Annotated in this window: 24 protein-coding genes; 8 read left to right on the top strand and 16 right to left on the bottom strand. The window is 57.2% G+C overall.

Features of this window, described 5'->3' with window-relative positions:
• Positions 1-34: 34 nt before the first annotated feature.
• The 3 genes from KDX30_RS03110 to KDX30_RS03100 all read right to left on the bottom strand — a co-directional run bounded on the left by KDX30_RS03110 (position 35) and on the right by KDX30_RS03100 (position 1,849).
• Entirely contained in the window at positions 35-310 is a 276-nt protein-coding gene (locus tag KDX30_RS03110) for an HU family DNA-binding protein (RefSeq protein ID WP_003177201.1), read from the bottom strand.
• A 189-nt stretch (positions 311-499) separates the two neighbouring features.
• Positions 500-1,648: an NAD(P)/FAD-dependent oxidoreductase gene (locus KDX30_RS03105; RefSeq protein ID WP_231665589.1), complete on the bottom strand. Its 1,149-nt coding sequence runs from the start codon at positions 1,646-1,648 to the stop codon at positions 500-502.
• A gap of 33 nt (positions 1,649-1,681) precedes the next feature.
• Positions 1,682-1,849: a rubredoxin gene (locus KDX30_RS03100; protein WP_002555879.1), complete on the bottom strand. Its 168-nt coding sequence runs from the start codon at positions 1,847-1,849 to the stop codon at positions 1,682-1,684.
• Positions 1,850-2,048: 199 nt separating this feature from the next.
• On the opposite strand from KDX30_RS03100, the gene KDX30_RS03095 reads away from it, so the two are divergent.
• Both KDX30_RS03095 and ubiA read left to right on the top strand, forming a co-directional pair.
• A complete protein-coding gene (locus KDX30_RS03095; RefSeq protein ID WP_231674958.1) occupies positions 2,049-2,609 on the top strand; it encodes a chorismate--pyruvate lyase family protein in 561 nt (186 codons plus the stop codon).
• On the top strand, positions 2,609-3,499 hold the full coding sequence (ubiA, locus tag KDX30_RS03090) for a 4-hydroxybenzoate octaprenyltransferase (RefSeq protein ID WP_231674927.1): 891 nt from the start codon (positions 2,609-2,611) through the stop codon (positions 3,497-3,499). The genes KDX30_RS03095 and ubiA overlap by 1 nt, the downstream gene beginning before the upstream one ends.
• A 96-nt stretch (positions 3,500-3,595) precedes the next feature.
• On the opposite strand, the gene KDX30_RS03085 is transcribed toward ubiA, so the two are convergent.
• Complete coding sequence (locus KDX30_RS03085; RefSeq protein ID WP_406643713.1) at positions 3,596-3,952, bottom strand: COG4315 family predicted lipoprotein; 357 nt, start codon at positions 3,950-3,952, stop codon at positions 3,596-3,598.
• 183 nt (positions 3,953-4,135) lie between these two features.
• On the opposite strand from KDX30_RS03085, the gene phoB reads away from it, so the two are divergent.
• The 4 genes from phoB to KDX30_RS03065 all read left to right on the top strand — a co-directional run bounded on the left by phoB (position 4,136) and on the right by KDX30_RS03065 (position 8,232).
• Complete coding sequence (phoB, locus tag KDX30_RS03080; RefSeq protein WP_027901508.1) at positions 4,136-4,825, top strand: phosphate regulon transcriptional regulator PhoB; 690 nt, start codon at positions 4,136-4,138, stop codon at positions 4,823-4,825.
• Positions 4,826-4,951: 126 nt separating this feature from the next.
• Positions 4,952-6,217: a phosphate regulon sensor histidine kinase PhoR gene (gene phoR / locus KDX30_RS03075; RefSeq protein WP_231665609.1), complete on the top strand. Its 1,266-nt coding sequence runs from the start codon at positions 4,952-4,954 to the stop codon at positions 6,215-6,217.
• A 120-nt stretch (positions 6,218-6,337) separates the two neighbouring features.
• Positions 6,338-7,678: a hemolysin family protein gene (locus KDX30_RS03070; protein WP_027901506.1), complete on the top strand. Its 1,341-nt coding sequence runs from the start codon at positions 6,338-6,340 to the stop codon at positions 7,676-7,678.
• A 74-nt stretch (positions 7,679-7,752) separates the two neighbouring features.
• Positions 7,753-8,232, top strand: coding sequence for a helix-turn-helix domain-containing protein (locus KDX30_RS03065; protein WP_099270099.1), 480 nt, complete (start codon positions 7,753-7,755; stop codon positions 8,230-8,232).
• Positions 8,233-8,398: 166 nt separating this feature from the next.
• Here KDX30_RS03065 and relB read toward each other — a convergent pair whose 3' ends face one another.
• The 9 genes from relB to KDX30_RS03020 form a co-directional block, all read right to left on the bottom strand.
• Positions 8,399-8,593 carry a type II toxin-antitoxin system RelB family antitoxin gene (gene relB, locus KDX30_RS03060; protein WP_099270100.1) on the bottom strand — a complete coding sequence of 65 codons (195 nt, stop codon included), beginning with the start codon at positions 8,591-8,593 and terminating at the stop codon, positions 8,399-8,401.
• Between the two features lie 270 nt (positions 8,594-8,863).
• Complete coding sequence (locus tag KDX30_RS03055; RefSeq protein WP_231674926.1) at positions 8,864-9,760, bottom strand: peptidoglycan DD-metalloendopeptidase family protein; 897 nt, start codon at positions 9,758-9,760, stop codon at positions 8,864-8,866.
• A gap of 239 nt (positions 9,761-9,999) precedes the next feature.
• Entirely contained in the window at positions 10,000-10,917 is a 918-nt protein-coding gene (locus tag KDX30_RS03050; RefSeq protein WP_027901939.1) for a response regulator, read from the bottom strand.
• A 207-nt stretch (positions 10,918-11,124) separates the two neighbouring features.
• Positions 11,125-11,886 (bottom strand): phosphate signaling complex protein PhoU, encoded by a 762-nt coding sequence (gene phoU / locus KDX30_RS03045; RefSeq protein ID WP_122396678.1) that lies wholly within the window; start codon positions 11,884-11,886, stop codon positions 11,125-11,127.
• A 67-nt stretch (positions 11,887-11,953) separates the two neighbouring features.
• Positions 11,954-12,787: a phosphate ABC transporter ATP-binding protein PstB gene (gene pstB / locus KDX30_RS03040; protein ID WP_027901941.1), complete on the bottom strand. Its 834-nt coding sequence runs from the start codon at positions 12,785-12,787 to the stop codon at positions 11,954-11,956.
• A gap of 147 nt (positions 12,788-12,934) precedes the next feature.
• Positions 12,935-14,551 carry a phosphate ABC transporter permease PstA gene (pstA, locus tag KDX30_RS03035; RefSeq protein WP_231672802.1) on the bottom strand — a complete coding sequence of 539 codons (1,617 nt, stop codon included), beginning with the start codon at positions 14,549-14,551 and terminating at the stop codon, positions 12,935-12,937.
• Positions 14,552-14,620: 69 nt separating this feature from the next.
• Complete coding sequence (locus KDX30_RS03030) at positions 14,621-16,654, bottom strand: ABC transporter permease subunit (RefSeq protein WP_406643712.1); 2,034 nt, start codon at positions 16,652-16,654, stop codon at positions 14,621-14,623.
• Positions 16,655-17,042: 388 nt separating this feature from the next.
• Positions 17,043-18,032 (bottom strand): phosphate ABC transporter substrate-binding protein PstS family protein, encoded by a 990-nt coding sequence (locus tag KDX30_RS03025; RefSeq protein WP_099270103.1) that lies wholly within the window; start codon positions 18,030-18,032, stop codon positions 17,043-17,045.
• Between the two features lie 171 nt (positions 18,033-18,203).
• Entirely contained in the window at positions 18,204-19,496 is a 1,293-nt protein-coding gene (locus KDX30_RS03020; protein WP_231674925.1) for an MFS transporter, read from the bottom strand.
• Positions 19,497-19,977: 481 nt separating this feature from the next.
• Between KDX30_RS03020 and KDX30_RS03015 the strand changes: the two genes are divergently transcribed.
• Together KDX30_RS03015 and KDX30_RS03010 are read left to right on the top strand one after the other, a co-directional pair.
• Positions 19,978-20,379, top strand: coding sequence for an acyl-CoA thioesterase (locus tag KDX30_RS03015; RefSeq protein ID WP_027901946.1), 402 nt, complete (start codon positions 19,978-19,980; stop codon positions 20,377-20,379).
• Between the two features lie 194 nt (positions 20,380-20,573).
• Positions 20,574-21,482, top strand: a complete 909-nt coding sequence (locus tag KDX30_RS03010; RefSeq protein WP_231674924.1) for a D-hexose-6-phosphate mutarotase — start codon at positions 20,574-20,576, stop codon at positions 21,480-21,482.
• 107 nt (positions 21,483-21,589) lie between these two features.
• Here the strand turns inward: KDX30_RS03010 and KDX30_RS03005 are convergent, their stop codons facing one another.
• From KDX30_RS03005 to KDX30_RS02995, 3 genes are all read right to left on the bottom strand, one after another.
• Complete coding sequence (locus KDX30_RS03005) at positions 21,590-22,123, bottom strand: DUF3299 domain-containing protein (protein ID WP_027902269.1); 534 nt, start codon at positions 22,121-22,123, stop codon at positions 21,590-21,592.
• A gap of 85 nt (positions 22,124-22,208) precedes the next feature.
• The gene (locus KDX30_RS03000) at positions 22,209-22,457 is read right to left on the bottom strand and encodes a GlsB/YeaQ/YmgE family stress response membrane protein (protein WP_027902270.1); all 249 of its coding nucleotides are present in this window, start codon (positions 22,455-22,457) and stop codon (positions 22,209-22,211) included.
• A 198-nt stretch (positions 22,458-22,655) separates the two neighbouring features.
• Positions 22,656-23,738, bottom strand: coding sequence for a 5-(carboxyamino)imidazole ribonucleotide synthase (locus KDX30_RS02995; RefSeq protein WP_231665582.1), 1,083 nt, complete (start codon positions 23,736-23,738; stop codon positions 22,656-22,658).
• Positions 23,739-23,742: the final 4 nt, after the last annotated feature.

Below are 23,742 nucleotides of genomic sequence, written 5' to 3'. Positions count from 1 at the left end.
CTGCTCGCCTCCCGCGAAGGCGTACAGCCGATGACTAGGGGTTGACGCTGTCTTTCAGGAATTTACCCGGCTTGAAGGCGACCGTGTTGCTGGCCTTGATCTTCACCGGCTCGCCGGTTTGTGGATTTTTGCCAGTGCGGGCACCGCGATGGCGTTGCAGGAAGGTGCCGAAGCCGACCAGGGTGACGCTGTCTTTGCGATGCAGTGCACCGGTGATTTCTTCCAGTACAGCATTGAGAACGCGATTGGCTTGCTCTTTGGTCAAGTCCGCCTTTTCAGCAATGGCGGCCGCTAGTTCTGGTTTACGCATATGAAGCCTCTTATACGGATTTTTGTTTTTATGTCCCGCGCCGCTCATGCAGAACGGTAGTCAGGTGACGCAACGGCTCTACGTTGCGGCAGACGGGAATGAGGATGGCATGCTGTTCTGGCGGACGCCAGTGGACGAATGGCCTATATAGGGCCAAAAATGTGGCTTATCCGACAGAACGGCCAGTATTTATGCCAACAGGGCGGGAAGCGCCTTATTCAGAGCGAGTTTTTCCATCACGGCGGCTCCGGTCAGCGCGTAGCCAAGGAGGTTGCCAGCAGAGTCGTGGCACAGAGCCTTGATGTCAGCGCCCTCGCCTTCAACGCTCCAGATAGCTTCAATGCCACGGGGCGGCGGCGACACAACGAGGGGGCATACCGGGGTTTTTACGGTAATCGGCATAGGGCCGTATTTAACAGCGGTCGTTGTGCCCGCAAGGGTTTGGGCCAAGGCGCGGGCGCAGCTCATCAGCGGCATGACGTACAGCAAATTCAAACCGTCGACTTCGGCACAGTCGCCTAACGCATAGATATTCGCATGGGAGGTTTTCAGCTCCCGGTCCACGACGATGCCGCGACCAATCTGCAAGCCTGCCGCCGCAGCGAGATCGACTCGTGGGCGCAAGCCGATGGCAGACACCACCACATCGCACTGAATGACTTGCCCATCGGACAGGTGCGCTTCAAGGCCATCAGCACTGCGTTGCAAGCGGGTCATCAGCGGGCCGAGGTGGAAACGCGCCCCAAGACTTTCCAGTCCTGCACGCACCGCAGCTGCGGCAGCAGGAGGCAGCAAGGTCGGCATCACTTGCTCGCAAGGTGCCACCAGGTCAACTTCGTAGCCACCCAGAATCAGGTCATTGGCGAACTCGCAGCCGATAAGACCGGCGCCGAGAATCAGTACCCGACGCTTACCCGCTGCTGCCGCGCGAAAACGGGCGTAATCCTCAAGGTCATTGATCGGGAATACGGCGTCGCTGGCGTCACCCTCAACGGGTACCCGAATGGTTTCGGCACCCCAGGCGAGGATCAGGTCGCGGTAGTAAACCGCCTCCTCGCCAATCCACAGGCGTTTGTGCCCTGGATCGATGCCGCTGATGCGGGTGTGGGTTCGCACTTCGGCCTTGAGTTGGTCGGCCATCGCACCGGGTTCAGCCATGCTCAGGCCATCGGCTTCCTTGTTCTTGCCAAAGCCGGTGGAGAGCATCGGTTTGGAGTAGGAGCGTCCGTCATCAGCGGTGATCAGCAGCAGCGGCGTTTCGCCATCGAGCTTGCGAAATTCCCGAGCGAGGTTGTAGCCCGCCAGGCCAGTGCCAACAATCACAACAGGTGCGTTCATACGTACTTCCAGACCAGAGATTAAAAAACCGGATCAGCCGATTTCGATCATTTCGAAATCCATTTTGCCTACGCCGCAGTCCGGGCATAGCCAGTCTTCGGGAACATCCTGCCATAGAGTGCCCGGCGCAATGCCGTCATCCGGCCAGCCGTCGGCTTCGTTGTAGATCAGGCCACAGACAATGCATTGCCACTTTTTCATCGTTATCTCTCATGTTTTCAGGCTAATTGGGGCGTACGTGGTCGTGAGGTGCCACGCTTGCGCCAAACTCAGGGCGTTTTGTACTGATCACGACGCTGACATGCAACCCCGGTGATCACTACAGGGCGTTACCGGTCGTCGGCCGGAGGGGGCAATCATGCTAAGCTCGCGGCCTCGATCAGCCTGAAAAATGCTTGCCGTGACTGAGCAAAATCCCCCTTCCCTCGCCGTGAACTGGCTTGAGCGCGAGTCGCTTGAGGCCACCGCCGAACCGTTGGTTCAAGCATGGCTGTTTCATCGGGACTCGTTGACCCGCCGTCTGACCGCATTGTCTTCCGACCATTTCAGTGTCACGCCGCTCGTCGAAGGCTGGCAAGCGCTGCGCGACGATGAGTGTGTTGCGCTGGATCTGCCTGAACAAAGCGTTGGCTGGGTGCGCGAGGTCTATTTGCGCGGGCATGGCGAGAAGTGGGTATTCGCCCGCAGCGTTGCGGCACGCAGCACGCTTCAGGAAAGCGGCCTGCACATGGATGAGCTGGGCACACGTTCACTGGGCGAGTTGTTGTTCTGTGATCCGGAATTTGATCGCGGCTCGCTGCAGGTCTGTCGTTATCCAGCGGCATGGCTGCCATTGGTAGATGCCGCCGAAGGCTTATGGGGACGACGCTCACGCTTTAGCCGCGGCCCTCTGAAAATACTGGTAGCCGAAGTCTTCCTGCCGACGCTCTGGCAGACGATTCGCACCGTGGAGCATTGCTGATGTACCTGACGCTACTCAGATCCCTTAATCGCCTGAATCCGCGCATCTGGGACTTCATCCAACTGATGCGTATTGATAAGCCGATTGGTATTTATCTATTACTGTGGCCGACGCTTTGGGCACTGTGGATTGCCGGTAAGGGTTCGCCGTCGCTGCTTAATATTGCGATTTTTGTGGTGGGTGTGTTCCTGATGCGTGCGGCGGGCTGCGTGATCAATGACTTCGCTGACCGCAAGGTCGATGGTCACGTCAAACGCACCGAACAGCGCCCGTTGGTCAGTGGCAAAGTCAGCTCAAAAGAAGCGCTGGTCCTGTTTGCAGTATTGGTGCTGGTGAGTTTCCTGCTGGTGCTGCTGACTAATCCGACAACCATCTGGCTGTCATTCGGCGGGCTGGCATTGGCAGCCTGTTATCCATTCATGAAGCGTTACACCTATTACCCGCAAGTGGTGCTGGGCGCGGCGTTTTCCTGGGGGATGCCGATGGCGTTCACCGCCGAAACCGGCAGTCTGCCCGCCGCCGCGTGGCTGCTGTACATCGCCAATCTGCTGTGGACGGTGGCTTACGACACTTATTACGCGATGGTCGACCGGGAAGACGATCTGAAGATCGGGGTGAAATCCACTGCCGTGCTGTTTGGCGATGCTGACCGGATCATCATTCTGACGCTGCAAGGGTTGGCGCTGGGCTGCCTGCTACTGGCCGGTGCGCGCTTTGAATTGGGAATGTTTTTCTACCTGGGTCTGCTGGTGGCAGCGGGATGTTTCGCCTGGGAGTTCTGGTCAACCCGCAATCGCGACCGTGACGCCTGTTTCAAGGCGTTCTTGCATAACCATTGGGCTGGGCTGGCGATCTTTATCGGGATTGTTGCGGATTACGCGTTGAATTAACGCGAGGCCTGTAGGAGCTGCCGGAGGCTGCGAAGCAATGTTTCAATCACACCGCAATTCGCAGCCTCCGGCAGCTCCTACAGAAAGTTCATCAGGTCAAGGTTTGACGATGTGCCAGGCGCCGCCTTTGCCATCGCCAGTGACGTCACCGACTTTCTTGTCATCTTTGTAGAAGTACAGCGGCTTGCCGCCATAGGCCCACTGTAATTTACCGTCGTCGCGCTTGATCTGAGTCCATTTGCCGGACGCTGCGGTGTTGGCTTTAGCCTCCAGTGGCGGCCAGTTGATTGCGCATGTGTCGTTACACGCGGACTTGCCAACTGAGTCCTTATCGAAGGTATAGAGCGTTTTACCGCTGTGGTCGGTGAGGTAGCCGTTGTCCCCTGTCATGCCAGGCTCAGCAGCCATAACCAGACTGGAAGACGCGATTGCCGCAGCCGCTATCAAGCCCATGAATGTCGATGAAATCTTGAGCATCGGTAGATCCTTTTCTTATGTGGAAACCGTTGTCGGACAAGACTGCACATTAGTCCTTAAATAACATGGCATGCTAGCCCCTACCGTGACTGTCACACGACTGCAATAATTCCGTTATCTAATGCGCCCCAAGACAGTTAAATGACAAGAGGTTCAAGCATGGTTGGCAGGAGCATTCTGATCGTTGACGACGAAGCGCCTATTCGCGAAATGATCGCCGTTGCATTGGAAATGGCCGGCTATGACTGCATGGAAGCAGAGAACTCTCAGCAAGCCCATGCCATCATCGTAGACCGCAAGCCGGACTTGATCCTGCTCGACTGGATGCTGCCCGGCACATCCGGCATCGAACTGGCCCGACGCCTGAAGCGTGATGAGCTGACCGGGGATATCCCGATCATCATGCTGACCGCCAAGGGCGAAGAGGACAACAAGATCCAGGGTCTTGAGGTCGGCGCTGACGATTACATCACCAAGCCGTTTTCACCTCGCGAACTGGTCGCACGCCTCAAGGCTGTGCTGCGCCGTGCAGGGCCTACCGATGGCGAAGCGCCTATCGAAGTGGGCGGTCTGCTGCTCGACCCGATCAGCCACCGCGTGACCATCGATGGCAAACCTGCCGAGATGGGCCCGACTGAATACCGTTTGCTGCAGTTCTTCATGACCCACCAGGAGCGCGCCTACACTCGCGGCCAATTGCTGGATCAAGTCTGGGGAGGCAATGTTTATGTCGAAGAGCGTACCGTTGATGTGCACATTCGTCGCCTGCGCAAAGCGCTCGGTGATGCGTATGAAAATCTGGTACAAACCGTGCGCGGCACGGGCTATCGCTTTTCTACTAAGAGCTGATGACCTGTTCGTAAACCGACAGCTTGAACAGATAGCCGCAAACAGGCAGCGCAACCGCCCGGTATGCGCTCGACATGGATGTACGTTTAATTGAATCAAAATTGGCATGGCACCCTGATCCGCCACATGCTGTTGCTGGTGACGGCCTGCCTCGTGGTCGGGCTGATCAGCGGCGAATATGGCTGGAGTCTGGCCATCGGTCTGGGGCTGTATCTGGCCTGGACCCTCAAACAACTCTTACGCCTGCACGAATGGCTCAGTAACCACCAGACCGACGAACCGCCGCCTGATGGTTACGGTTTGTGGGGCGAAGTCTTCGACAGCATCTATCACCTGCAACGTCGTGATCAGCGTGTACGCGGTCGGCTGCAAGCGGTGATCGACCGAGTGCAGGAATCCACCGCCGCCCTTAAGGACGCGGTGATCATGCTCGACAGCGAGGGCAACCTGGAGTGGTGGAACCGCGCCGCTGAAACCCTGATGGGCCTCAAAACCCCACAAGACAGCGGCCAGCCAGTGACCAATCTGGTGCGTCACCCGCGCTTCAAGGAGTACTTCGAGCAGGACAGTTTTGCCGAACCGCTGGAAATCCCCTCGCCGACCAATGACCGGTTGCGCATTCAACTGCTCATCACCCGCTACGGCAACAACGAGCACCTGATGCTGGTGCGCGACGTCACGCGTATTCATCAGCTGGAACAGATGCGCAAGGATTTCGTCGCCAACGTTTCCCACGAACTGCGCACGCCGCTGACGGTTATTTTCGGTTATCTGGAAACCTTGCTGGATAACGTCGAGGAAGTGAACCCGCGCTGGGTGCGCGCCTTGCAACAAATGCATCAGCAAGGCGGGCGCATGCAGACGCTGCTCAACGACCTGTTGCTGCTGGCCAAACTCGAAGCGACAGACTATCCGTCGGATAATCATCCGATCGTCGTCAGCACGTTACTCAAGACCATCACCAGTGATGCGCAGGCGTTGTCTGGCAACAAGAATCAGCAGATCGACCTGAATATCGAAACCGATACGCTACTAAAGGGCAGCGATACCGAACTGCGCAGCGCGTTTTCCAACCTGATTTTCAACGCCGTGAAGTACACCCCCGCCGAAGGCAAAATCCAGATTCGCTGGTGGGCCGATGAGCGCGGCGCGCACCTCAGCGTGCAGGATTCAGGGATCGGTATCGAAACCAAGCATTTGCCTCGCCTGACAGAACGCTTCTACCGCGTGGACTCCAGCCGCGCCTCCAATACCGGCGGAACGGGTCTGGGCCTGGCCATCGTCAAACATGTGCTGCTGCGCCATCGGGGAACACTGGAAATCAACAGCGTGCCGGGCAAAGGCAGCGTGTTTACCTGCCATTTTCCACCGATCCAGCTGGCCCAAGCCTAGCCTGCGACACCTCCGCCACTAGGCAAGCAGGCATTGAGCCGCTACATTGCGGCTCTTGTGCACCCAATATCGGTGCAGCAATAACCTATCTCGCTAAAACGGAACCCGTAAAACTCCATCATGGACCCTTCCCCTGGTTTTAACCTCGCTTCACTGTTCGCCGACTTCGGCATGATTCTCTTCGCAATGGTTCTGGTCCTGCTCAACGGATTTTTCGTTGCGGCAGAGTTCGCCATGGTCAAGCTGCGCTCAACCAAGGTTGAAGCCATTGCAGAAAAAAACGGCTGGCGCGGACACATCCTGCGCACTGTTCACAGTCAACTTGACGCTTATCTCTCCGCTTGCCAGCTGGGTATTACCCTGGCTTCGCTGGGATTGGGCTGGGTCGGTGAGCCAGCGTTCGCGCACTTGCTGGAGCCGCTGTTGGCAGCCATGGGCGTGGACTCGCCGGAAGTGATCAAAGGCGTGTCGTTCTTTACCGCCTTCTTCATCATTTCCTACCTGCACATCGTAATCGGCGAGCTGGCCCCCAAGTCCTGGGCGATCCGCAAACCGGAACTGTTGTCGCTGTGGACGGCGGTGCCGCTGTACCTGTTCTACTGGGCGATGTACCCGGCCATTTACCTGCTGAACGCCAGCGCCAACGCGATTCTGCGCATTGCAGGCCAAGGCGAGCCTGGTCCGCATCACGAACACAGCTACAGTCGTGAAGAGCTGAAACTGATTCTGCACTCCAGCCGTGGCCAGGATCCTAGCGATCAGGGTATGCGAGTACTCGCGTCCGCCGTGGAGATGGGCGAACTGGAAGTGGTCGACTGGGCCAACTCCCGGGAAGATCTGGTGACGCTTGATTTCAACGCGCCGCTCAAAGAAATCCTCGCCCTGTTCCGCCGTCACAAGTTCAGCCGCTATCCGGTATACGACGCTGATCGTGGCGAGTTTGTCGGTCTGTTGCACATCAAAGATTTGCTGCTGGAACTGGCGGCGCTGGACCACATCCCGGAATCCTTCAATCTGGCCGAACTGACGCGTCCGCTTGAGCGAGTGTCCAAGCACATGCCGCTGTCGCGCCTGCTTGAGCAGTTCCGTCAGGGTGGAGCGCACTTTGCGCTTGTGGAAGAAGCCGACGGCAAGATCATCGGCTACCTGACCATGGAAGACGTGCTCGAGGTGCTGGTCGGCGACATTCAGGACGAACACCGCAAGGTCGAGCGCGGCATCCTCGCTTATCAGCCGGGCAAACTGCTGGTGCGCGGCGATACTCCACTGTTCAAGGTCGAACGCCTGCTCGGCATTGATCTGGACCACGTGGAAGCCGAAACCTTGGCAGGCCTGATCTACGAAACCCTCAAACGGGTACCGGAAGTCGAGGAAGTCATGGAGTTCGAAGGGCTGCGGATCATCATCAAAAAGATGAAAGGTCCGAAAATCGTGTTGGCCAAGGTGGTCAAGATTGATTGATAAGCCGATTCAGTTACGCCGCTAAAAGTGCAAGTATTTTTTCACTTTATGATCTGGAGTGAAGGAATACTTACATGGCAATGAAAATAGCACCGTTGCTCCCTGCAACGGAAAAACAGTTAGCTGATCTTGGCGAGCGCCTGAAGCTCGCCCGCTTACGACGTAAAATTACTGCCAAACAGGCTGCAGAACGTGCCGGAATGTCTCAGATGACGCTCCGAGCGCTTGAGCGCGGATCTTCCGGCAGTACAATCGGCGCCTATTTAGCAGTGATGCAGGTCCTTGGACTAGAAAAAGACCTAAACAAACTCGCTGCCGAGGACCTACTCGGGCGACACCTGCAAGATGCAAATCTACTTGTAGCGAAGAAAAAAAGGCCTCGCCACAAAAAGAGCGAGCCAGCGTCTTCATCAGCAAAAAACTTACCTCCCGAAGATCGAACCGCTGAAAGGCCTACGGAATATCCAGCTGTAGATCAAAGCGAAGGCGGCTCAATCAGTAGTGATTCACTAGCAGCGTTGATACCGACTCGGATAAGGGCTGATACACAATGACCGCAGTGATCGGGGTATACGCCGACTGGGGCTTACCGGAGCGGAAGAGGTGCTGTCTAAAGCCGAGCTTTTAAAAGGCGCGCTGCGCCTGGATCTTCGACTGATATGTAGGTAATTATCTCGGTAAGATCGTAAATAGCGTGACTCAGTCAAACAAATGGCAGCATTACTTACCCAATCTCCGCTTGCGCTCAGCGGCTTCAATGATCACGTCCATTCTCGCCATCACTTCATCATGGGGTACGCCGGTTCCCGGACTATCCAGCGACCGCTGTACCTTTTCACGGAACCAGACATCATAGCTGTCGGCTTGCTCTTGGGTTTCGAACTCTGAAACGACTGGCGAAAGTAGGGCGCTCACGAGTAACTCCGGTTGGGACCGTTCAGAGCTTAGACCTGTCGCTGGAAGCTGTCTCGACCGTCCGAAAAATCGGAAAAAGCCTACGCTGACTCGTTCAGAGAAACTGTAGGCCTGAAAATCTTGTTGCCCGAGATAGTCAAAATTGGTTGATGAACCGAGACTCCCGTAGGACCGGCTTCAGCCGGGAGAGCATTATCCGCGACGTAGATATGCGGTGAATGTGAAGGCCCCCTCCCGGCTAAAGCCGGTCCTACGGGGCGCGCAGTACTCTCAATTCCCCCCCACCGCGAAATTAGGCAGGCTTTGCACCGGCTGTGCAAACTCGTAGGGGATGGACTCCAGCGCCAGGCCCACGTTGCGCTGGACGACGAAGTGCAGGTGCGGTCCGCTGCTGTTGCCGGTGTTGCCGGAGCGCGCCAATGCGCTGCCTACGATGACGTGCTGTCCTTCCTTGACGCTGACCGAGCCACGCATCAGGTGCAGGTAAACGCCCATGGTGCCGTCGTCATGCAGGATTCGCACGAAGTTGCCGGAAGGGTTTGAGCCTTTGCCGGTCTGGTCGTTTTCGATTTTGACGACCACACCACCTCGTGCCGCAATAATTGGCGTGCCTTCGGGCATGGCGATGTCCATGGCGTAGCGGCCTTTGGCTCCGAAATGGCTGTATTTGCCGTTTGGCCCCTGACTCAAGCGAAACGGCCCGCCCACCCACGGCAATGGATAGCGATACGCCAGACTCGTGCGCTGCGGATCACCGACGATTGAGCGCAGGCTGGTTTTGTAGCTCATCGGCTTGCCGCCGACTTTGGGACTCAGGACCGTGACCCGCTCATTGCCACGCGCAGGTATCGTGCGACGAATTGTCTGATCGGCGACGCCAAGAACGTTCTTCCCGCCGCTGATTTTCAGCTCGACCTCAACCGGCGCATACAGATCGTTGCGGACATAGAGGCTATCCACGCCTTTGTCTCGCTTGGTGCTCAGATGCACCTGACGCTCGATGTGCTCGACCATCCGATCCTTGAACACCACCACGGCGGCACCCGGTGTGGGGCGGTCGGTAAACGAGACCACGCCGTTGGCATCGGTGAATTTATAGATCGTCACCGCCCCGGCCGATTGCGCAGCCAGCAACAGAGCACACAGGATGAGTAAGCGCTCAAGCATGGGATGGGTCTGGGTTGTAAAGAAGATGAGGCAAGCCTAACAGCGATTCCTGCAAATGAGGACTCAGCTGTATCAATCGGCAATAGAGTGGACGTCAAGGAAACCGCGCCAGATGCGCGTGAGCGTCACCTCAAATCCAGTGGGAGCGAATTCATTCGCGAAGAGGCCAGTCCAGTAAAGCATCACTGAATGACACACCTCTTTCCCGAATGAGCTCACTCCTACAGGATCACAGGCAATCAAGCACCCGGTGAGAAGTGCTTCTGTGCAGTGCCGCGGGCGATCAGGCGGGAAATGTAATCCAGTTTCTGGGCATCCTGATCGGTGAAGCGGAAGGTTACTTGCAGCCACTCGCTGTCGGGCTTCTGCTCGAAGGCCACGATGGCGTGCAGATAACCGTTGAGCCGCGCCACTTCGTTGCTCTCGCCTTGCTCCAGATCGAGCACAGCCTGCTCAAGGATCTGTGGCAGGCTTTCGCTACGGCGGACCACCAGCAACGCTTCCTTGAGGGTCAGCGCCTTGATCACACTGCTGTGATTGCCGCTGGGCAGGCGCAATTGGCCCTGACCACGCCCTGCCGGCTCTTTTGCTGCTATTTGCTGCGGTACCGGTGGGGCCTTGGCAAGACCGCCGCCAAAACCAGGTGCAGAAGTTACTGCCGGGCTGGCCGCAGGACGAACGACCTCAGCCTTGCCGCCAGTCAGCGCGCTGAGCGAGTCATTGAGCGGCGAGTTCATGCGCGACGGAGCGGTGGACATCACAGCTTCGAGCTTGCCGACTTTGGCCAGGGCTTTCTTGACCTTGGTCAGCAGTTGTTCGTTGGTGAAGGGTTTGCCGACAAAATCGGTCACCCCGGCCTGAATCGCCTGAACCACGTTCTCTTTGTCACCACGGCTGGTGACCATGATGAAGGGAACGGTTTTCAGGTAATTGTCCTGTTCGCGGCACCAGGTCAGCAGCTCAAGGCCAGACATCTCCGGCATTTCCCAGTCGCACAGGATCAGGTCGAACTCTTCGCGGTTCAGGGTGACCTGAGCCTTGCGACCGTTGACGGCGTCCTCGGTGTGAATACCGGGAAAATAATTGCGCAGACCTTTCTTAACCAAATCGCGAATGAAAGTCGCGTCATCCACAATCAAAACACTGATCTTACTCATCGACGCTCCTGCGGGTGTGTCGCCACTGCTGGCGAACCGCGTTGATGCTGAACACACCCTATATTTCGGCAAGCATAGCGCTGGCTGATGGCCAAAGGCCAACCTGTTTGACGGCGCCAGGACATTTAATTCGCGGGCGGCTGGAAGTTCTTAAACCCGAGAACAAAAACGCCCAGCTGCGAGCTGGGCGTTTTTTCGCAGGCAATCTTACTTATCGTCAGATTTGTCCGGAACATTAGCGCTTTCGCTAGTGATCCCGTGCACCTCTTCTTTCATGCGCTTGAGGCCCATGTGCCGCACGTCGGTTCCGCGCACCAGGTAGATGACCAGCTCGGAAATATTCCGCGCGTGGTCGCCGATACGTTCCAGCGAACGCAGGACCCAGATCACATTGAGTACGCGGGAGATCGAACGCGGATCCTCCATCATGTAGGTCGCCAGCTCGCGCAGGGCCGTCTTGTATTCGCGGTCGATGATTTTGTCGTACTGCGCCACGGACAACGCCAGCTCGGCGTCGAAGCGGGCAAACGAATCCAGAGCATCGCGAACCATGTTGCGCACCTGATCGCCGATATGACGCACTTCGACGTAACCACGCGGCGATTCGCCTTCCTCGCACAACTGAATGGCACGACGAGCGATCTTGGTCGATTCATCACCGATGCGTTCCAGGTCGATCACCGACTTGGAAATGCTGATGATCAAACGCAGGTCGGAAGCCGCCGGCTGACGACGCGCCAGTATGCGCAGGCATTCTTCATCGATGTTGCGCTCCATCTGGTTGATGCGGTCGTCGACTTCACGAACGCGCTGGGCCAGACCGGAGTCCGCTTCGATCAAGGCAGTCACGGCATCGTTGACCTGCTTCTCGACCAAACCGCCCATCTCGAGCAGATGGCTGCGTACTTCTTCAAGCTCAGCGTTGAACTGTTGGGAGATGTGATGCGTGAGGCTGTCTTTATGAATCATGCTTGGTGTCCTTGGAACGTCCGGTTAAGTGCGAAAACGCAGCGGTGCTTCAGGGTTTGAGCAGGACCTAGCCGTAACGACCGGTGATGTAATCTTCAGTCTGTTTTTTAGCCGGGTTGGTGAACATCGTGTCCGTGTCACCGAACTCGACCAGTTTGCCCATGTACATAAACGCGGTGTAATCCGAAACCCGTGCCGCCTGCTGCATGTTGTGAGTAACGATCACAATGGTGTATTTGGATTTCAGTTCGTAGATCAGCTCTTCAACTTTCAACGTCGAAATTGGATCGAGCGCTGAACAGGGTTCGTCGAGCAGCAGGACTTCCGGCTCCACGGCGATGGTCCGGGCGATCACCAGACGTTGCTGCTGACCGCCGGAAAGCCCCAGCGCTGACTCATGCAGACGGTCTTTGACCTCGTCCCACAACGCTGCGGCCTTGAGTGCCCACTCGACAGCTTCATCGAGTACGCGCTTTTTGTTGATGCCCTGGATCCGCAAGCCATACACCACGTTTTCGTAGATGGTCTTGGGGAACGGGTTGGGCTTCTGAAACACCATGCCGACACGACGGCGCAATTCGGCGACGTCTTCACCTTTGGTGTAGATATCGTGGCCGTACAAATTGATTGCGCCTTTTACGCTGCAACCATCGACCAGGTCGTTCATGCGGTTGAACGTACGCAACAATGTCGACTTGCCGCAGCCGGACGGACCAATGAAGGCCGTCACACGCTGCTTCGGAATATTCAGGCTGACATCGAACAGCGCCTGCTTGTCACCATAAAACAGGTTCAGACCCGGCACTTCGATAGCCACGGTTTCGTCGGCCAGATGCAGGCCGGACTTGTTGCGCCCCAGGGCCGACATGTTGATGCCTCGTGCCGGGTTTTCATGCTGCATGGAATTGCTCCCTACGCTAACCAAATTCATTTGAACGTCGGTAAGAGCGAACTTGTTCGCGGGGCGTCGAACCTGACACACCGCCTCGCGAACAAGTTCGCTCCTACCAGCTCCTGGTTTGCCGCACGACAGCACGGCCACAGACCATCAACTGTCCAGCGCTTTGTATTTCTCGCGCAGGTGGTTACGAATAGCCACCGCCGACAGGTTAAGCAAGGCAATCACTAACACCAGCAACAGCGCCGTGGCGTAAACCAATGGTCGCGCCGCCTCGACGTTAGGGCTCTGGAAGCCCACGTCGTAAATATGGAACCCCAGGTGCATGATCTTCTGATCCAGATGCAGGTAAGGGTAGTTGCCATCCACCGGCAGCGACGGAGCCAGTTTGACCACGCCCACCAACATCAGCGGCGCAACCTCACCCGCTGCACGCGCCACCGCCAGAATCAGGCCGGTCATCATGGCCGGGCTCGCCATGGGCAGAACAATCTTCCACAGCGTCTCAGACTTTGTCGCACCCAACGCCAGCGAGCCTTCGCGGATGGTGCGCGGGATACGCGCCAGACCTTCTTCAGTCGCGACGATCACCACTGGCACGGCCAGCAATGCCAGCGTCAGCGACGCCCAGAGCAGGCCAGGCGTACCAAACGTCGGAGCAGGCAAGGCTTCGGGGAAGAACAGCTGATCCAGAGATCCGCCCAGTACATAGACAAAGAAGCCCAAACCGAACACACCGTAAACAATAGCCGGAACGCCCGCGAGGTTGTTCACTGCGATACGAATCAAGCGCGTGACCGGGCCTTGTCTGGCGTACTCACGCAGGTAAACCGCTGCCAGTACACCAAATGGCGTGACGATCACCGCCATGATCAGGGTCATCATCACCGTGCCGAAAATTGCCGGGAAAATCCCGCCTTCGGTGTTGGCTTCCCGCGGGTCTTCACTGAGGAATTCCCACAGCTTCTTGAAATAGAACCCGACTTTGGTGAGCGTGCCCATGCCGTTGGGCTGGTAAGCGTGGACGACTTTGCCCAGGCTGATTTCGACTTCTTTGCCGTTGGCGTCGCGCGCCGTAAGGCTGTCGCGATCAAACGCCTCGTGCAGCGAGGTCAGACGCTCTTCGATAACGGTGTAGCGACTGTCCAGTTCGGCACGTTCGCTGGCCATGTCGGCTTGAGCCTGCGCATCAAGCTTGCCATCCAGCTCCAGTTTGCGGGCCTGTAGACGCAACCGTTCGATACCGTGGTTGATCGCCCCGACGTCTTTCTTTTCAAGCTGATAGAGCTCGCGAGCCAGACCTTCGACACGCTTGATACGTTCTTGTAGCGTCGGCCAGGCCGCTTCGCCTTCAGCGACGACCTTGCCGCCTTCTTTGACGTTGACCAGATAACCGTAAAAATTGCCCCATTCGCGACGTTCAATCGTCATCAGCTCGGGCGGCAGGCTTTGGTTGGATATCCACTCGCCCACGACCCAGGTGAAATCGCTGGGGTTGACGTCACGATTGCCGACCTTGACCAGCTCACGGGTCATGAACTCCGGGCCATCTTCCGGTACCGGCAAACCCGCGCCTTTGAGGCGGGCGCGAGGGACTTGCTCTTGCTCGACGACTTCGCCGATCAGAACGTGTTTCTCTTGATTGGGCACATCGTATTGCGCGTACATCAGATCGGCCGGCCAGAAATGCCCCAGACCGCGCACGGCAATCACCGACAACAAGCCCAGCGTCATGATGACCGCAATGGATACCGCGCCCGCACTCATCCAGACGCCAGGGGCGCCGGTTTTAATCCAACTCTTGAGGGAGTTCTGTTTCACGAACTTCTACCTTCCTTAGAGAGACGAGTATTGCTTGCGCAGGCGCTGACGGATCAGCTCTGCGAGGGTGTTCATCACAAAGGTGAACATCAACAGCACCAGGGCTGCGAGGAACAACACTCGATAATGACTGCCACCCACTTCCGACTCAGGCATCTCCACAGCCACGTTGGCCGCCAGAGTGCGCATCCCCTCAAACAGGTTCATGTCCATGATCGGCGTATTGCCGGTGGCCATGAGCACGATCATCGTTTCGCCCACCGCACGGCCCATGCCGATCATCAGCGCCGAGAAAATCCCCGGGCTTGCGGTCAGGATGACCACGCGGGTCAGGGTCTGCCACGGCGTAGCGCCGAGTGCCAGCGAACCCAGCGTCAGACCGCGAGGCACACTGAACACCGCATCCTCGGCAATCGAGTAAATATTCGGAATAACGGCGAAGCCCATGGCAATGCCGACCACCAAGGCGTTGCGCTGGTCGTAGGTGATGCCCAGATCGTGGGAGATCCACATGCGCATGTCACCGCCGAAGAACCAGTTCTCCAGGTGCGGGCTCATGCTCAGTGAAAACCAGCCTACCAGCAGAACCACGGGCAACAGGATCGCGCTTTCCCAACCATCGGGAACCCGCAGGCGAATCGAGTCAGGCAAACGGCTCCAGGTAAAACCGGCGAGCAGAATGCCAATGGGCGTCAGCAGCATCAGACTGAACACACCCGGTAGATGACCTTCCAGATAGGGCGCCAGAAACAGCCCGGCGAAGAAGCCAAGGATCACCGTCGGCATGGCTTCCATCAGCTCGATTACCGGTTTGACCTTGCGGCGCATCCCGGGAGCCATGAAGTAAGCGGTATAGATCGCGGCGGCAACCGCCAGAGGCGCAGCCAGCAGCATGGCGTAAAACGCAGCCTTGAGCGTGCCATAGGTCAGCGGTGCCAGGCTCAGCTTGGGCTCGAAATCGCTATTGGAGGCGGTGGACTGCCAGACGTATTGAGGCGCATCGTAATTCTCGTACCAGACCTTGCCCCACAATGCGCTCCAGGACACTTCCGGATGCGGATTCTTCAAGCTCATCGGCCGCAACGCACCGCCCTGCTCTACCAGAATCTGATCCGCACGCGGTGACAGGGCAAAAATACCCGAACCGTCAGCGACTTTTTCGACCAACAACGTCCGGTGTGCAGTGCTATGGAAAACGCCGAGCTGACCCGAAGCGTCCAGTGCGATAAAGCCCTTGCGCCGTTGCTCAGCGGTGATCTGGGTAATCGGCGCCGCGCCCATCTTGAAGTCGCGAATGTGCATGAAGCGCTGTTCGCCATCGACGTCACGGGCCATGAACCACTGGGCCATGCCGCCTTTTGAGTTACCGATGATCAACGAAATGCCGCCCACCAGCTGGGTGCTGGCCGTGATCTCGGCATTGCCGTCTTCAAGCAGTTTGTAGCGGCCGTTGAGCGTGCGATCACGCAGACTGAACACGTCGGCCTGCGCACGACCATTGATCACATACAGCCATTGCTGGCGCGGATCGATGTAGATGGCTTTCACAACCTCGGACATCTGCGGCAACTCGATACGAGTTTGCTCGCTGGTCACCTCGCCGGTCATCATGTTTTCTTCTTTGGCCAGCGACAAAACATGCATTTGCTTGCCGGTGGTGCCTGCGATCAGGAGCTTCTCGCCATTGGCATTGATGCTCACATGCTCAACCGCCTGCCCCCCTTCATCCAGCACCAGCGGTGCTTCGCCATAAGGCCAGGTGATGGTCGGCGTGATGGTTTTATGGTTGTTCGGGTAGGTGATCAGGTAGCTGTGCCTGAACGCCAGGACTTGACCATTGGACAAGCCCAACGCAATTAGCGGCGTACCCGGCTGATCCTGACCAAGCGAAGCCACGCTCACGCCAGCAGGCAAAGGCAGGCTGACACGCTTGATTTCTGCACCGTCCGCGATGCCGAAAAACACGGCTTCGCCCTTGTCGGAAATACGCATTCCGACCTGGTTCTGCTCTTCCACAGTCAGCATTAGCGACTTGCCCGCGTCGTTCAGCCAGGCAGGCTTAAGAGCGTCTTCCTTGCTCAGGCTTGCGCCCTGAAACAACGGTGCAACCACATAGGCCAGGTAAAAGAAGATCAAGGTGATAGCCGCGAGCACGGCGAGGCCGCCAATGGCGACATACCAACGGGTCAGGCGGTCCTTGAAAGCGCGTATGCGGCGCCTGCGTTGCAGCTCAGGCGTATTGAAATCAATGCGCTTGGCAGGTGAATTCTGATTCATTGATGAATTGGCCAGATCATTCATGCGCACACCCTAGTCGCCCTGTATGACAAAAACATTACAGCGGGGTGACGCAAAAAAGCCCGCCACCTAGGATCATGGCAGCGAACTGTTCAGTTAACGGTGGGCCTGATTAGAACAGATCCCACCGCAACCCGGATTATTTTGCGGCTGCTTCCTGCAGGCCCAGATCGGTCAGAGCCTTGCTTACCACTCTCGGCGGCAGCGGAATGTAGCCGTCTTTCATGACCACTTCCTGCCCCTGCTTCGACAACACCAGCTTGATGAACTCTGCTTCCAGTGGGGCCAGCGGTTTGTTCGGAGCCTTGTTGACGTACACATACAGGAAGCGCGACAGCGGATAAGTGCCGTTCAAGGCGTTGGCCTCGTTGTCTTCAACGAACTCGCCACCTTCTTTTTTGGCTAGAGGGACGGTACGCACGCTGGACGTTTTATAACCAATGCCCGAGTAACCGATGCCATTGAGCGAGCTGCTGATGGAGCTGACGACCGAAGCCGAACCCGGCTGTTCGTTTACGTTAGCCTTGAAGTCGCCTTTGCACAGCGCTTCTTCCTTGAAGTAGCCATAGGTGCCGGACACCGAATTACGACCAAAAAGCTGAATCGGTTTGTTTGCCAAATCACCGGTTATACCCACATCACCCCAAGTCTTGGCGTCTGCCTTGGCACCGCACAGGCGGGTGACCGAGAAGATCGCGTCCACTTGCGCCATGGTCAACCCTTTGATCGGGTTGTCCTTGTGTACGAACACTGCCAGCGCATCGACTGCAACCGGGATAGCAGTGGGCTTGTAACCGTATTTCTGCTCGAATGCCGACAACTCGCCGTCTTTCATCTTGCGGCTCATCGGGCCGAGGTTGGCGGTGCCTTCGGTCAGTGCCGGTGGCGCAGTAGAGGAACCCGCTGCCTGAATCTGAATGTTCACGCTCGGGTATTCTTTCTTGTACGCCTCAGCCCACAGTGTCATGAGGTTGGCCAGGGTATCGGAGCCTACGCTGGACAAGTTGCCCGAAACACCCGACGTCTTTACGTACGGTTTGATCGCCGGATCAACAGCAGCAACCGCATTGGCAGTAGCGACGCCAGCGGCAACGAAAGTGAATGCGGTGATCAAACGTTTAAAAGTCATACCTTGCTCCGAGCGAGGTGAAGAAACAGGTCCGTTGGCCCGAGTATTGGCCTGACGCGTGACGACTCTATGACTTAATTGTGACAATTAAATGAAAGGCCGCCACCCTGTTCAGGAATGGCGGCCTTGAGTACCACGCGGCATGAAACGGAAGTCTTCAGGCTCGAGCGATCAGCGCTTTTTAGCGATCAGATAGCAGCCAATCAGCATGCCCAGCACACATAGAATCGCCACATACCAGGCGGGTGCCATAGGGCTGGATTTGAGCATGAGCGTCACGACCATCGGCGTCAGGCCGCCAAAAATCGCGTAAGCCAGGTTGTATGAGAACGACAATCCCGAGAAACGCACCACGGCCGGGAATGCCTTGACCATCACGTACGGCACTGCGCCGATGACACCAACGAACAGGCCGGTCACTGCATACATCGGGAACAGCCAGTCAGGATTGGCCGCCAGCGTGTGGTACATCGTCCATGAGCAGATCAACAGACCCAGGCTACCAAACAGGAACACACGGCCAGCACCAATGCGGTCGGCCAGTGCGCCCGAAGCGATGCAGCCCAGACTCAGGAAAACGATCGCCAGGCTATTCGCCTTCAGGGCCACAGCTGCCGGGAAGCCGAAGGTCGCGCCCTGCAGGATGGTCGGGGTCATCAGAATGACCACGATGATCCCCGCCGACAGCAACCAGGTCAGCAGCATCGAGATAGCAACTGCACCGCGGTGATCACGCAGTACTGACTTGAGCGGTACTTCTTCGGCCAGCGCTTTGCGCAACTGCAGCTCGGCGAACACTGGGGTTTCGTGCAACCAACGGCGCAGATACACCGACAACAGACCGAACACACCACCTACCAGGAACGGGATACGCCATGCGTAGTCGGACACTTCAATCGGGCTGTAGATGCTGTTGATGAGGGTCGCCATCAGGGAGCCCAGCAGAATGCCGGCCGTCAGACCACAGGTCAGCGTGCCGCAGGCATAGCCAATATGACGCGCAGGAACGTGCTCGGAAACGAACACCCAGGCGCCCGGCACTTCACCGCCAATGGCCGCGCCCTGAATGACGCGCATCAGCAGAAGCAGAATCGGCGCCCACATGCCGATCTGGGCATATGTCGGTAGCAAACCCATGATCAGCGTCGGCACCGCCATCATGAAAATGCTCAGGGTGAACATTTTCTTGCGCCCCAGCAGGTCGCCGAAGTGCGCCATGATGATGCCGCCCAGAGGGCGCGCCAGATAACCTGCGGCAAAAATCCCGAAGGTCTGCATCATGCGCAGCCATTCCGGCATATCCGCCGGGAAAAATAGTTTGCCGACCACAGCAGCGAAGAACACGAAAATGATGAAGTCGTAGAACTCCAGCGCGCCGCCCAACGCGGACAGCGACAAGGTCTTGTAGTCGTTGCGGGTCAGCGGGCGCGAAGGCTGCGCGGTACTCGAAGGCACAGTTGACATGAACAATACTTCTCTAGGGAGGCTTCTCTTGAATAGGGTTAGCGACAGTAAAGCAGGTTACGGCGGGGTGGCCTGCAACTGCGATTGTCCGGAGCAACTGTGCGGATAGGCACCAAAATTGCGTGACACAGGCAGTCATGCCGCCTTGTCGGGTCCGGCACGATAGCAAATTGTTTCAAAAAGCACACAGCCTGATGCGTATATCGTCGAAATCAGTACTCGATGGTCGTTTCATGACGCATCGCCCGATATACTCGCAGACCGTCGGATTACTGTCGGTTGTGTGTCGGAATGTAGCGCACAAGCCTCAGTCAGTCGGGGGTGCTGTGCGAAATCAGCTGCCATTCAGCCGCTTTCGCAGAGTTTCCCCTTCAGGTGTTCCACCTGCGCTGAACGCTTTATGTTCACGCAAATGGTTTTGAATAGCGCCTGCCAACCGCGGCAACAATACTAAGAGTCATGGGTCAGAGGCACCCTAGGCATGATCGAGTTCGAACAAGAAGATCCAATCCCGCAAGGCGATCTCGCTTTGCAAATCACCGCACTACCCCGCGAAACCAACGGCTTCGGCGATATTTTCGGCGGCTGGCTGGTATCCCAGATGGATCTGGCAGGCACCGCAATGGCCAGCAAGATCGCGGGCGGGCGGGTTGCCACAGTGGCCATTGATCGCATGGCGTTTCTGGTTCCGGTGGCAGTGGGCGCGCAGCTGTCCTTCTATACCCAGGCACTGGAAATTGGCCGCAGCTCCATCCAGATGATGGTTGAAGTCTGGAGCGATGACCCGCTGTCCAGCGAATGGCGCAAAGTGACCGAAGCGGTGTTTGTGTTTGTGGCTATAGATGGCAGCGGGCGCACCCGGTCGGTTCCAGCGCGGCGATAAGGCTGTGTAATTTGTAATTGCAGGAGCTGCCGAAGGCTGCGAAAGGCCTATTCCTGAAACACCGCGATTCGCAGCGTTCGGCAGCTCCTACAGTGAATCACACTCCAAAGAAGGTAAGGCTGGCTGGAGAAAGGTAAACTCATCGACCTGGACATGGTCCATTTTGTCTTAGTCTTTGTTTGAGAGTTCTTTATATGCCAACGCCCCAGGTCGAATCCGTCACCATCGATGAGCTTAACTGCTGGAGAATCAGCCACGGTGAAGCTGAACTCGTTGTCGCCCAGCAAGGTGCGCATATCGTCAGTTACAAGCTGGCCGGGCAGCAGCCGCTGATCTGGTCCAATGATCAAGCCGCCTTCAAAAAAGGCACTCCGATTCGCGGCGGCATGCCTGTGTGCTGGCCATGGTTCGGCAATCTTCAGCGTAACCCGGAAAGTGTTCAGGCCATGCGCGTGAGCCACGAGCCCGCCAAGGCTCATGGCGAAGTACGCGCCATTGACTGGGAATTGATGGGGATGGCCGAAGATGACGACGCGTTGATCGTCGATTTCATCCAGCCCAAGACGGAAGGCAAGCTGCCAGGCTGGCCGCATAACGTGGGTCTGAAACTGAGCATTCGTCTGGACGAAGCACTGAATGTCAGCCTAGTGAGCTACAACTCCGGTACTGAAACCGTGAGTTTCAGCCAAGCGCTGCACACCTACTTCGCCGTCAGCGATGTACGCGAAATCAGCATCAAAGGCCTCGATGGCGTGCGTTACATCGAAACTCTGGAAAACTGGGAAGAGCGCAAGCAGTCCGGCGATGTGAAATTCGCAGGCGAGACCGACCGCATTTACCTCAACACCCCGGACATGCTGAGCATTGTCGATCCGACATGGCAGCGCAAAATCCATATCTGCACCAACGGCTCCAAGTCAGCCATCGTGTGGAATCCGTGGATCGAGAAAACCAAAACCTTCAACGATATGGCCGCTGATGGCTGGCAGGGCATGGTATGCGTCGAAACAGCCAACGTGCTGGACGATATCGTGACGCTGGAGCCGGAGCAGATGCATGTGCTGGATGTGAGTATCTGGGCTGAGTCTTTGTCGGAAGCCTGATTTCTGTAGGAGCGCGCTTGCCCGCGATGAACGATAACTCGGTCTGTCTGACAAACCGCGTCATCGCTCATCGCGGGCAAGCGCGCTCCTACCGGCCTGCGTAAGCCCTACAAATCCGCCTCAACCACCACTCGCGCTTTCTCTGCATCCATTGCATAAGCCGCATCAGCCAGATCGTTGCTGACCTTTTCAACCTTCAGTTTGCCAACCACCCACAGCGGCGTGTAGATGTCTTCGATCTTCAGGCCTTTGGGGTAACGCACCAACACGAGCTGGTTGGGCGGTGGCGGTGGCACGTGGATACAGGCGCCAGGATACGGAACAAGGAAAAACAGCGTGCTGTGGCCCTTGGCATCCGTTTCAAGCGGTACTGGATAACCTCCAAGACGCACTTCCTTGCCATTCATGGCCGGTACGGTCTTGGCTGAGTACATGACGGCAGGCAAACCCTTGCTTTGCTTCAAACCACCTTTGCTGTCAAACGTCCCTTGGGCTTCCGGGGAGTTGTGGTCAATTTCAGGCATGGCTTCGAGGGCTTTCTGATCCGACTTGGGCATCAGGTCCAGCCAGTCGGTTTCAGGGATTTCAGCGCGGGCCAGGCCGCAGATCAGAAGCAGAGGGATAACTAAGAGACGACGCATCGACAGGCTCGGCAAGTATGGGAAGTTGAAAAACTGCCCGGCATTCTAGCCCTCTGCGTGCCGGAACGCAGAGGGCCATTGAACATCAGCTTTTCTTTTTGATCAGGCCGAAGATCACCAACAGTACGATTGCGCCAACCAATGCACCCAGGAAGCCTGCGCCTTCGCCTGCCTGATAGATGCCCAGCGCCTGACCGCCATACGTGGCCGCCAGCGAACCGCCGATGCCCAACAGAATGGTCATGATCCAACCCATGCTGTCGTCGCCTGGCTTGAGGAAACGCGCCAGCAGGCCAACGATCAAGCCGATGAAGATGGTTCCGATAATACCCATGCCGTTTTCCCTCTCAAATAAGTGATATGCCAAAGCTTGGTCAGCCATTGGCATCACGCTATCAGAGAGGTGCGGGGTTGGAATGGTTCAATGCATAAGACAGGCACAAAATCCGTAGGAGCTGCCGAAGGCTGCGAAAGGGGTATGTCTGACACCCCGCTTTCGCAGCCTTCGGCAGCTCCTACAAGAGCGTCTTGATCAGTTTTTGATCAGGGCCTCAACCAGCTTCACCTGGCGATCCAGCGTTGCGCGATCAGCGCTGCGCACGGTGGCGTGGCCCACTTTACGGCCCGCCTTGAACGCTTTGCCGTAATGATGCAGATGGCAATCATCAATAGCGGTCACTTTATCAACAGCCGGCACTTCACCGATGAAGTTGAGCATTGCGCTCTCCCCCACCTTGGCCGTTGAGCCCAGCGGCAAGCCCGCTACCGCCCGCAGGTGGTTTTCGAACTGGCTGCATTCGGCACCTTCGGTGGTCCAGTGCCCTGAGTTGTGCACGCGAGGCGCGATTTCGTTGGCTTTCAGGCCGCCATCGACTTCGAAGAACTCGAAAGCCAGCACGCCAACGTAATCGAGCTGCTTGAGCACACGACCGGCGTAATCTTCAGCCAACGCCTGCAGCGGGTGATCGGTGCTGGCAATGGAGATACGCAGAATGCCGTTGTCGTGGGTGTTGTGCACCAGCGGGTAGAAACGGGTTTCCCCGTCACGAGCACGCACGGCGATCAGCGAGACTTCACCGGTGAACGGTACAAAACCTTCCAGCAAACAGGCAACGCTGCCCAGTTCCGCGAAAGTACCTTCGACGTCAGCTGCGGTGCGCAGGACTTTCTGGCCCTTGCCGTCATAACCCAGGGTGCGCGTCTTGAGCACTGCAGGCAGGCCCATAGCGGCGACAGCAGCATCCAGATCGGCCTGGGACTGAATGTCGGCGAACTCAGGCGTCGGAATGCCCAGGTCCTTGAACATGCTTTTTTCGAACCAGCGATCACGGGCAATGCGCAAGGCTTCGGCGCTCGGATAAACCGGCACGAACTGCGACAGGAACGCCACGGTTTCAGCAGGTACGCTTTCGAACTCGAAGGTCACCAGATCCACTTCGTCAGCCAACTGACGAAGATGATCCTGATCGCCGTAATCGGCACGCAGATGTTCGCCCAATGCGGCTGCGCACGCGTCTGGCGCGGGGTCCAGAAAGGCGAAGTTCATCCCCAGCGGGGTTCCTGCCAGGGCCAACATGCGGCCCAACTGGCCGCCACCGATTACACCAATCTTCATTGCA

It is taken from the genome of Pseudomonas quasicaspiana, assembly GCF_021147825.1.
Taxonomy (GTDB): domain Bacteria; phylum Pseudomonadota; class Gammaproteobacteria; order Pseudomonadales; family Pseudomonadaceae; genus Aquipseudomonas; species Aquipseudomonas quasicaspiana.
Note: the sequence above shows the minus strand (reverse complement) of the source record. Positions and strands in the feature narration are given on the sequence as shown.

Excerpts from the sequence above, each read along its gene's own strand:
- KDX30_RS03005 (WP_027902269.1), bottom strand. The coding sequence starts at position 22,123 with ATGCGTCGTCTCTTAGTTATCCCTCTGCTTCTGATCTGCGGCCTGGCC.
- KDX30_RS03015 (WP_027901946.1), top strand. The coding sequence starts at position 19,978 with ATGATCGAGTTCGAACAAGAAGATCCAATCCCGCAAGGCGATCTCGCT.
- KDX30_RS03110 (WP_003177201.1), bottom strand. The coding sequence starts at position 310 with ATGCGTAAACCAGAACTAGCGGCCGCCATTGCTGAAAAGGCGGACTTG.
- KDX30_RS03070 (WP_027901506.1), top strand. The coding sequence starts at position 6,338 with ATGGACCCTTCCCCTGGTTTTAACCTCGCTTCACTGTTCGCCGACTTC.
- ubiA (WP_231674927.1), top strand. The coding sequence starts at position 2,609 with ATGTACCTGACGCTACTCAGATCCCTTAATCGCCTGAATCCGCGCATC.
- KDX30_RS03100 (WP_002555879.1), bottom strand. The coding sequence starts at position 1,849 with ATGAAAAAGTGGCAATGCATTGTCTGTGGCCTGATCTACAACGAAGCC.
- KDX30_RS03085 (WP_406643713.1), bottom strand. The coding sequence starts at position 3,952 with ATGGGCTTGATAGCGGCTGCGGCAATCGCGTCTTCCAGTCTGGTTATG.
- KDX30_RS03010 (WP_231674924.1), top strand. The coding sequence starts at position 20,574 with ATGCCAACGCCCCAGGTCGAATCCGTCACCATCGATGAGCTTAACTGC.
- pstA (WP_231672802.1), bottom strand. The coding sequence starts at position 14,551 with ATGAGTGCGGGCGCGGTATCCATTGCGGTCATCATGACGCTGGGCTTG.
- KDX30_RS03025 (WP_099270103.1), bottom strand. The coding sequence starts at position 18,032 with ATGACTTTTAAACGTTTGATCACCGCATTCACTTTCGTTGCCGCTGGC.
- KDX30_RS03105 (WP_231665589.1), bottom strand. The coding sequence starts at position 1,648 with ATGAACGCACCTGTTGTGATTGTTGGCACTGGCCTGGCGGGCTACAAC.
- KDX30_RS02995 (WP_231665582.1), bottom strand. The coding sequence starts at position 23,738 with ATGAAGATTGGTGTAATCGGTGGCGGCCAGTTGGGCCGCATGTTGGCC.
- KDX30_RS03020 (WP_231674925.1), bottom strand. The coding sequence starts at position 19,496 with ATGTCAACTGTGCCTTCGAGTACCGCGCAGCCTTCGCGCCCGCTGACC.
- KDX30_RS03000 (WP_027902270.1), bottom strand. The coding sequence starts at position 22,457 with ATGGGTATTATCGGAACCATCTTCATCGGCTTGATCGTTGGCCTGCTG.
- phoU (WP_122396678.1), bottom strand. The coding sequence starts at position 11,886 with ATGATTCATAAAGACAGCCTCACGCATCACATCTCCCAACAGTTCAAC.
- KDX30_RS03065 (WP_099270099.1), top strand. The coding sequence starts at position 7,753 with ATGGCAATGAAAATAGCACCGTTGCTCCCTGCAACGGAAAAACAGTTA.
- phoR (WP_231665609.1), top strand. The coding sequence starts at position 4,952 with ATGCTGTTGCTGGTGACGGCCTGCCTCGTGGTCGGGCTGATCAGCGGC.
- KDX30_RS03055 (WP_231674926.1), bottom strand. The coding sequence starts at position 9,760 with ATGCTTGAGCGCTTACTCATCCTGTGTGCTCTGTTGCTGGCTGCGCAA.
- KDX30_RS03050 (WP_027901939.1), bottom strand. The coding sequence starts at position 10,917 with ATGAGTAAGATCAGTGTTTTGATTGTGGATGACGCGACTTTCATTCGC.
- phoB (WP_027901508.1), top strand. The coding sequence starts at position 4,136 with ATGGTTGGCAGGAGCATTCTGATCGTTGACGACGAAGCGCCTATTCGC.
- pstB (WP_027901941.1), bottom strand. The coding sequence starts at position 12,787 with ATGCAGCATGAAAACCCGGCACGAGGCATCAACATGTCGGCCCTGGGG.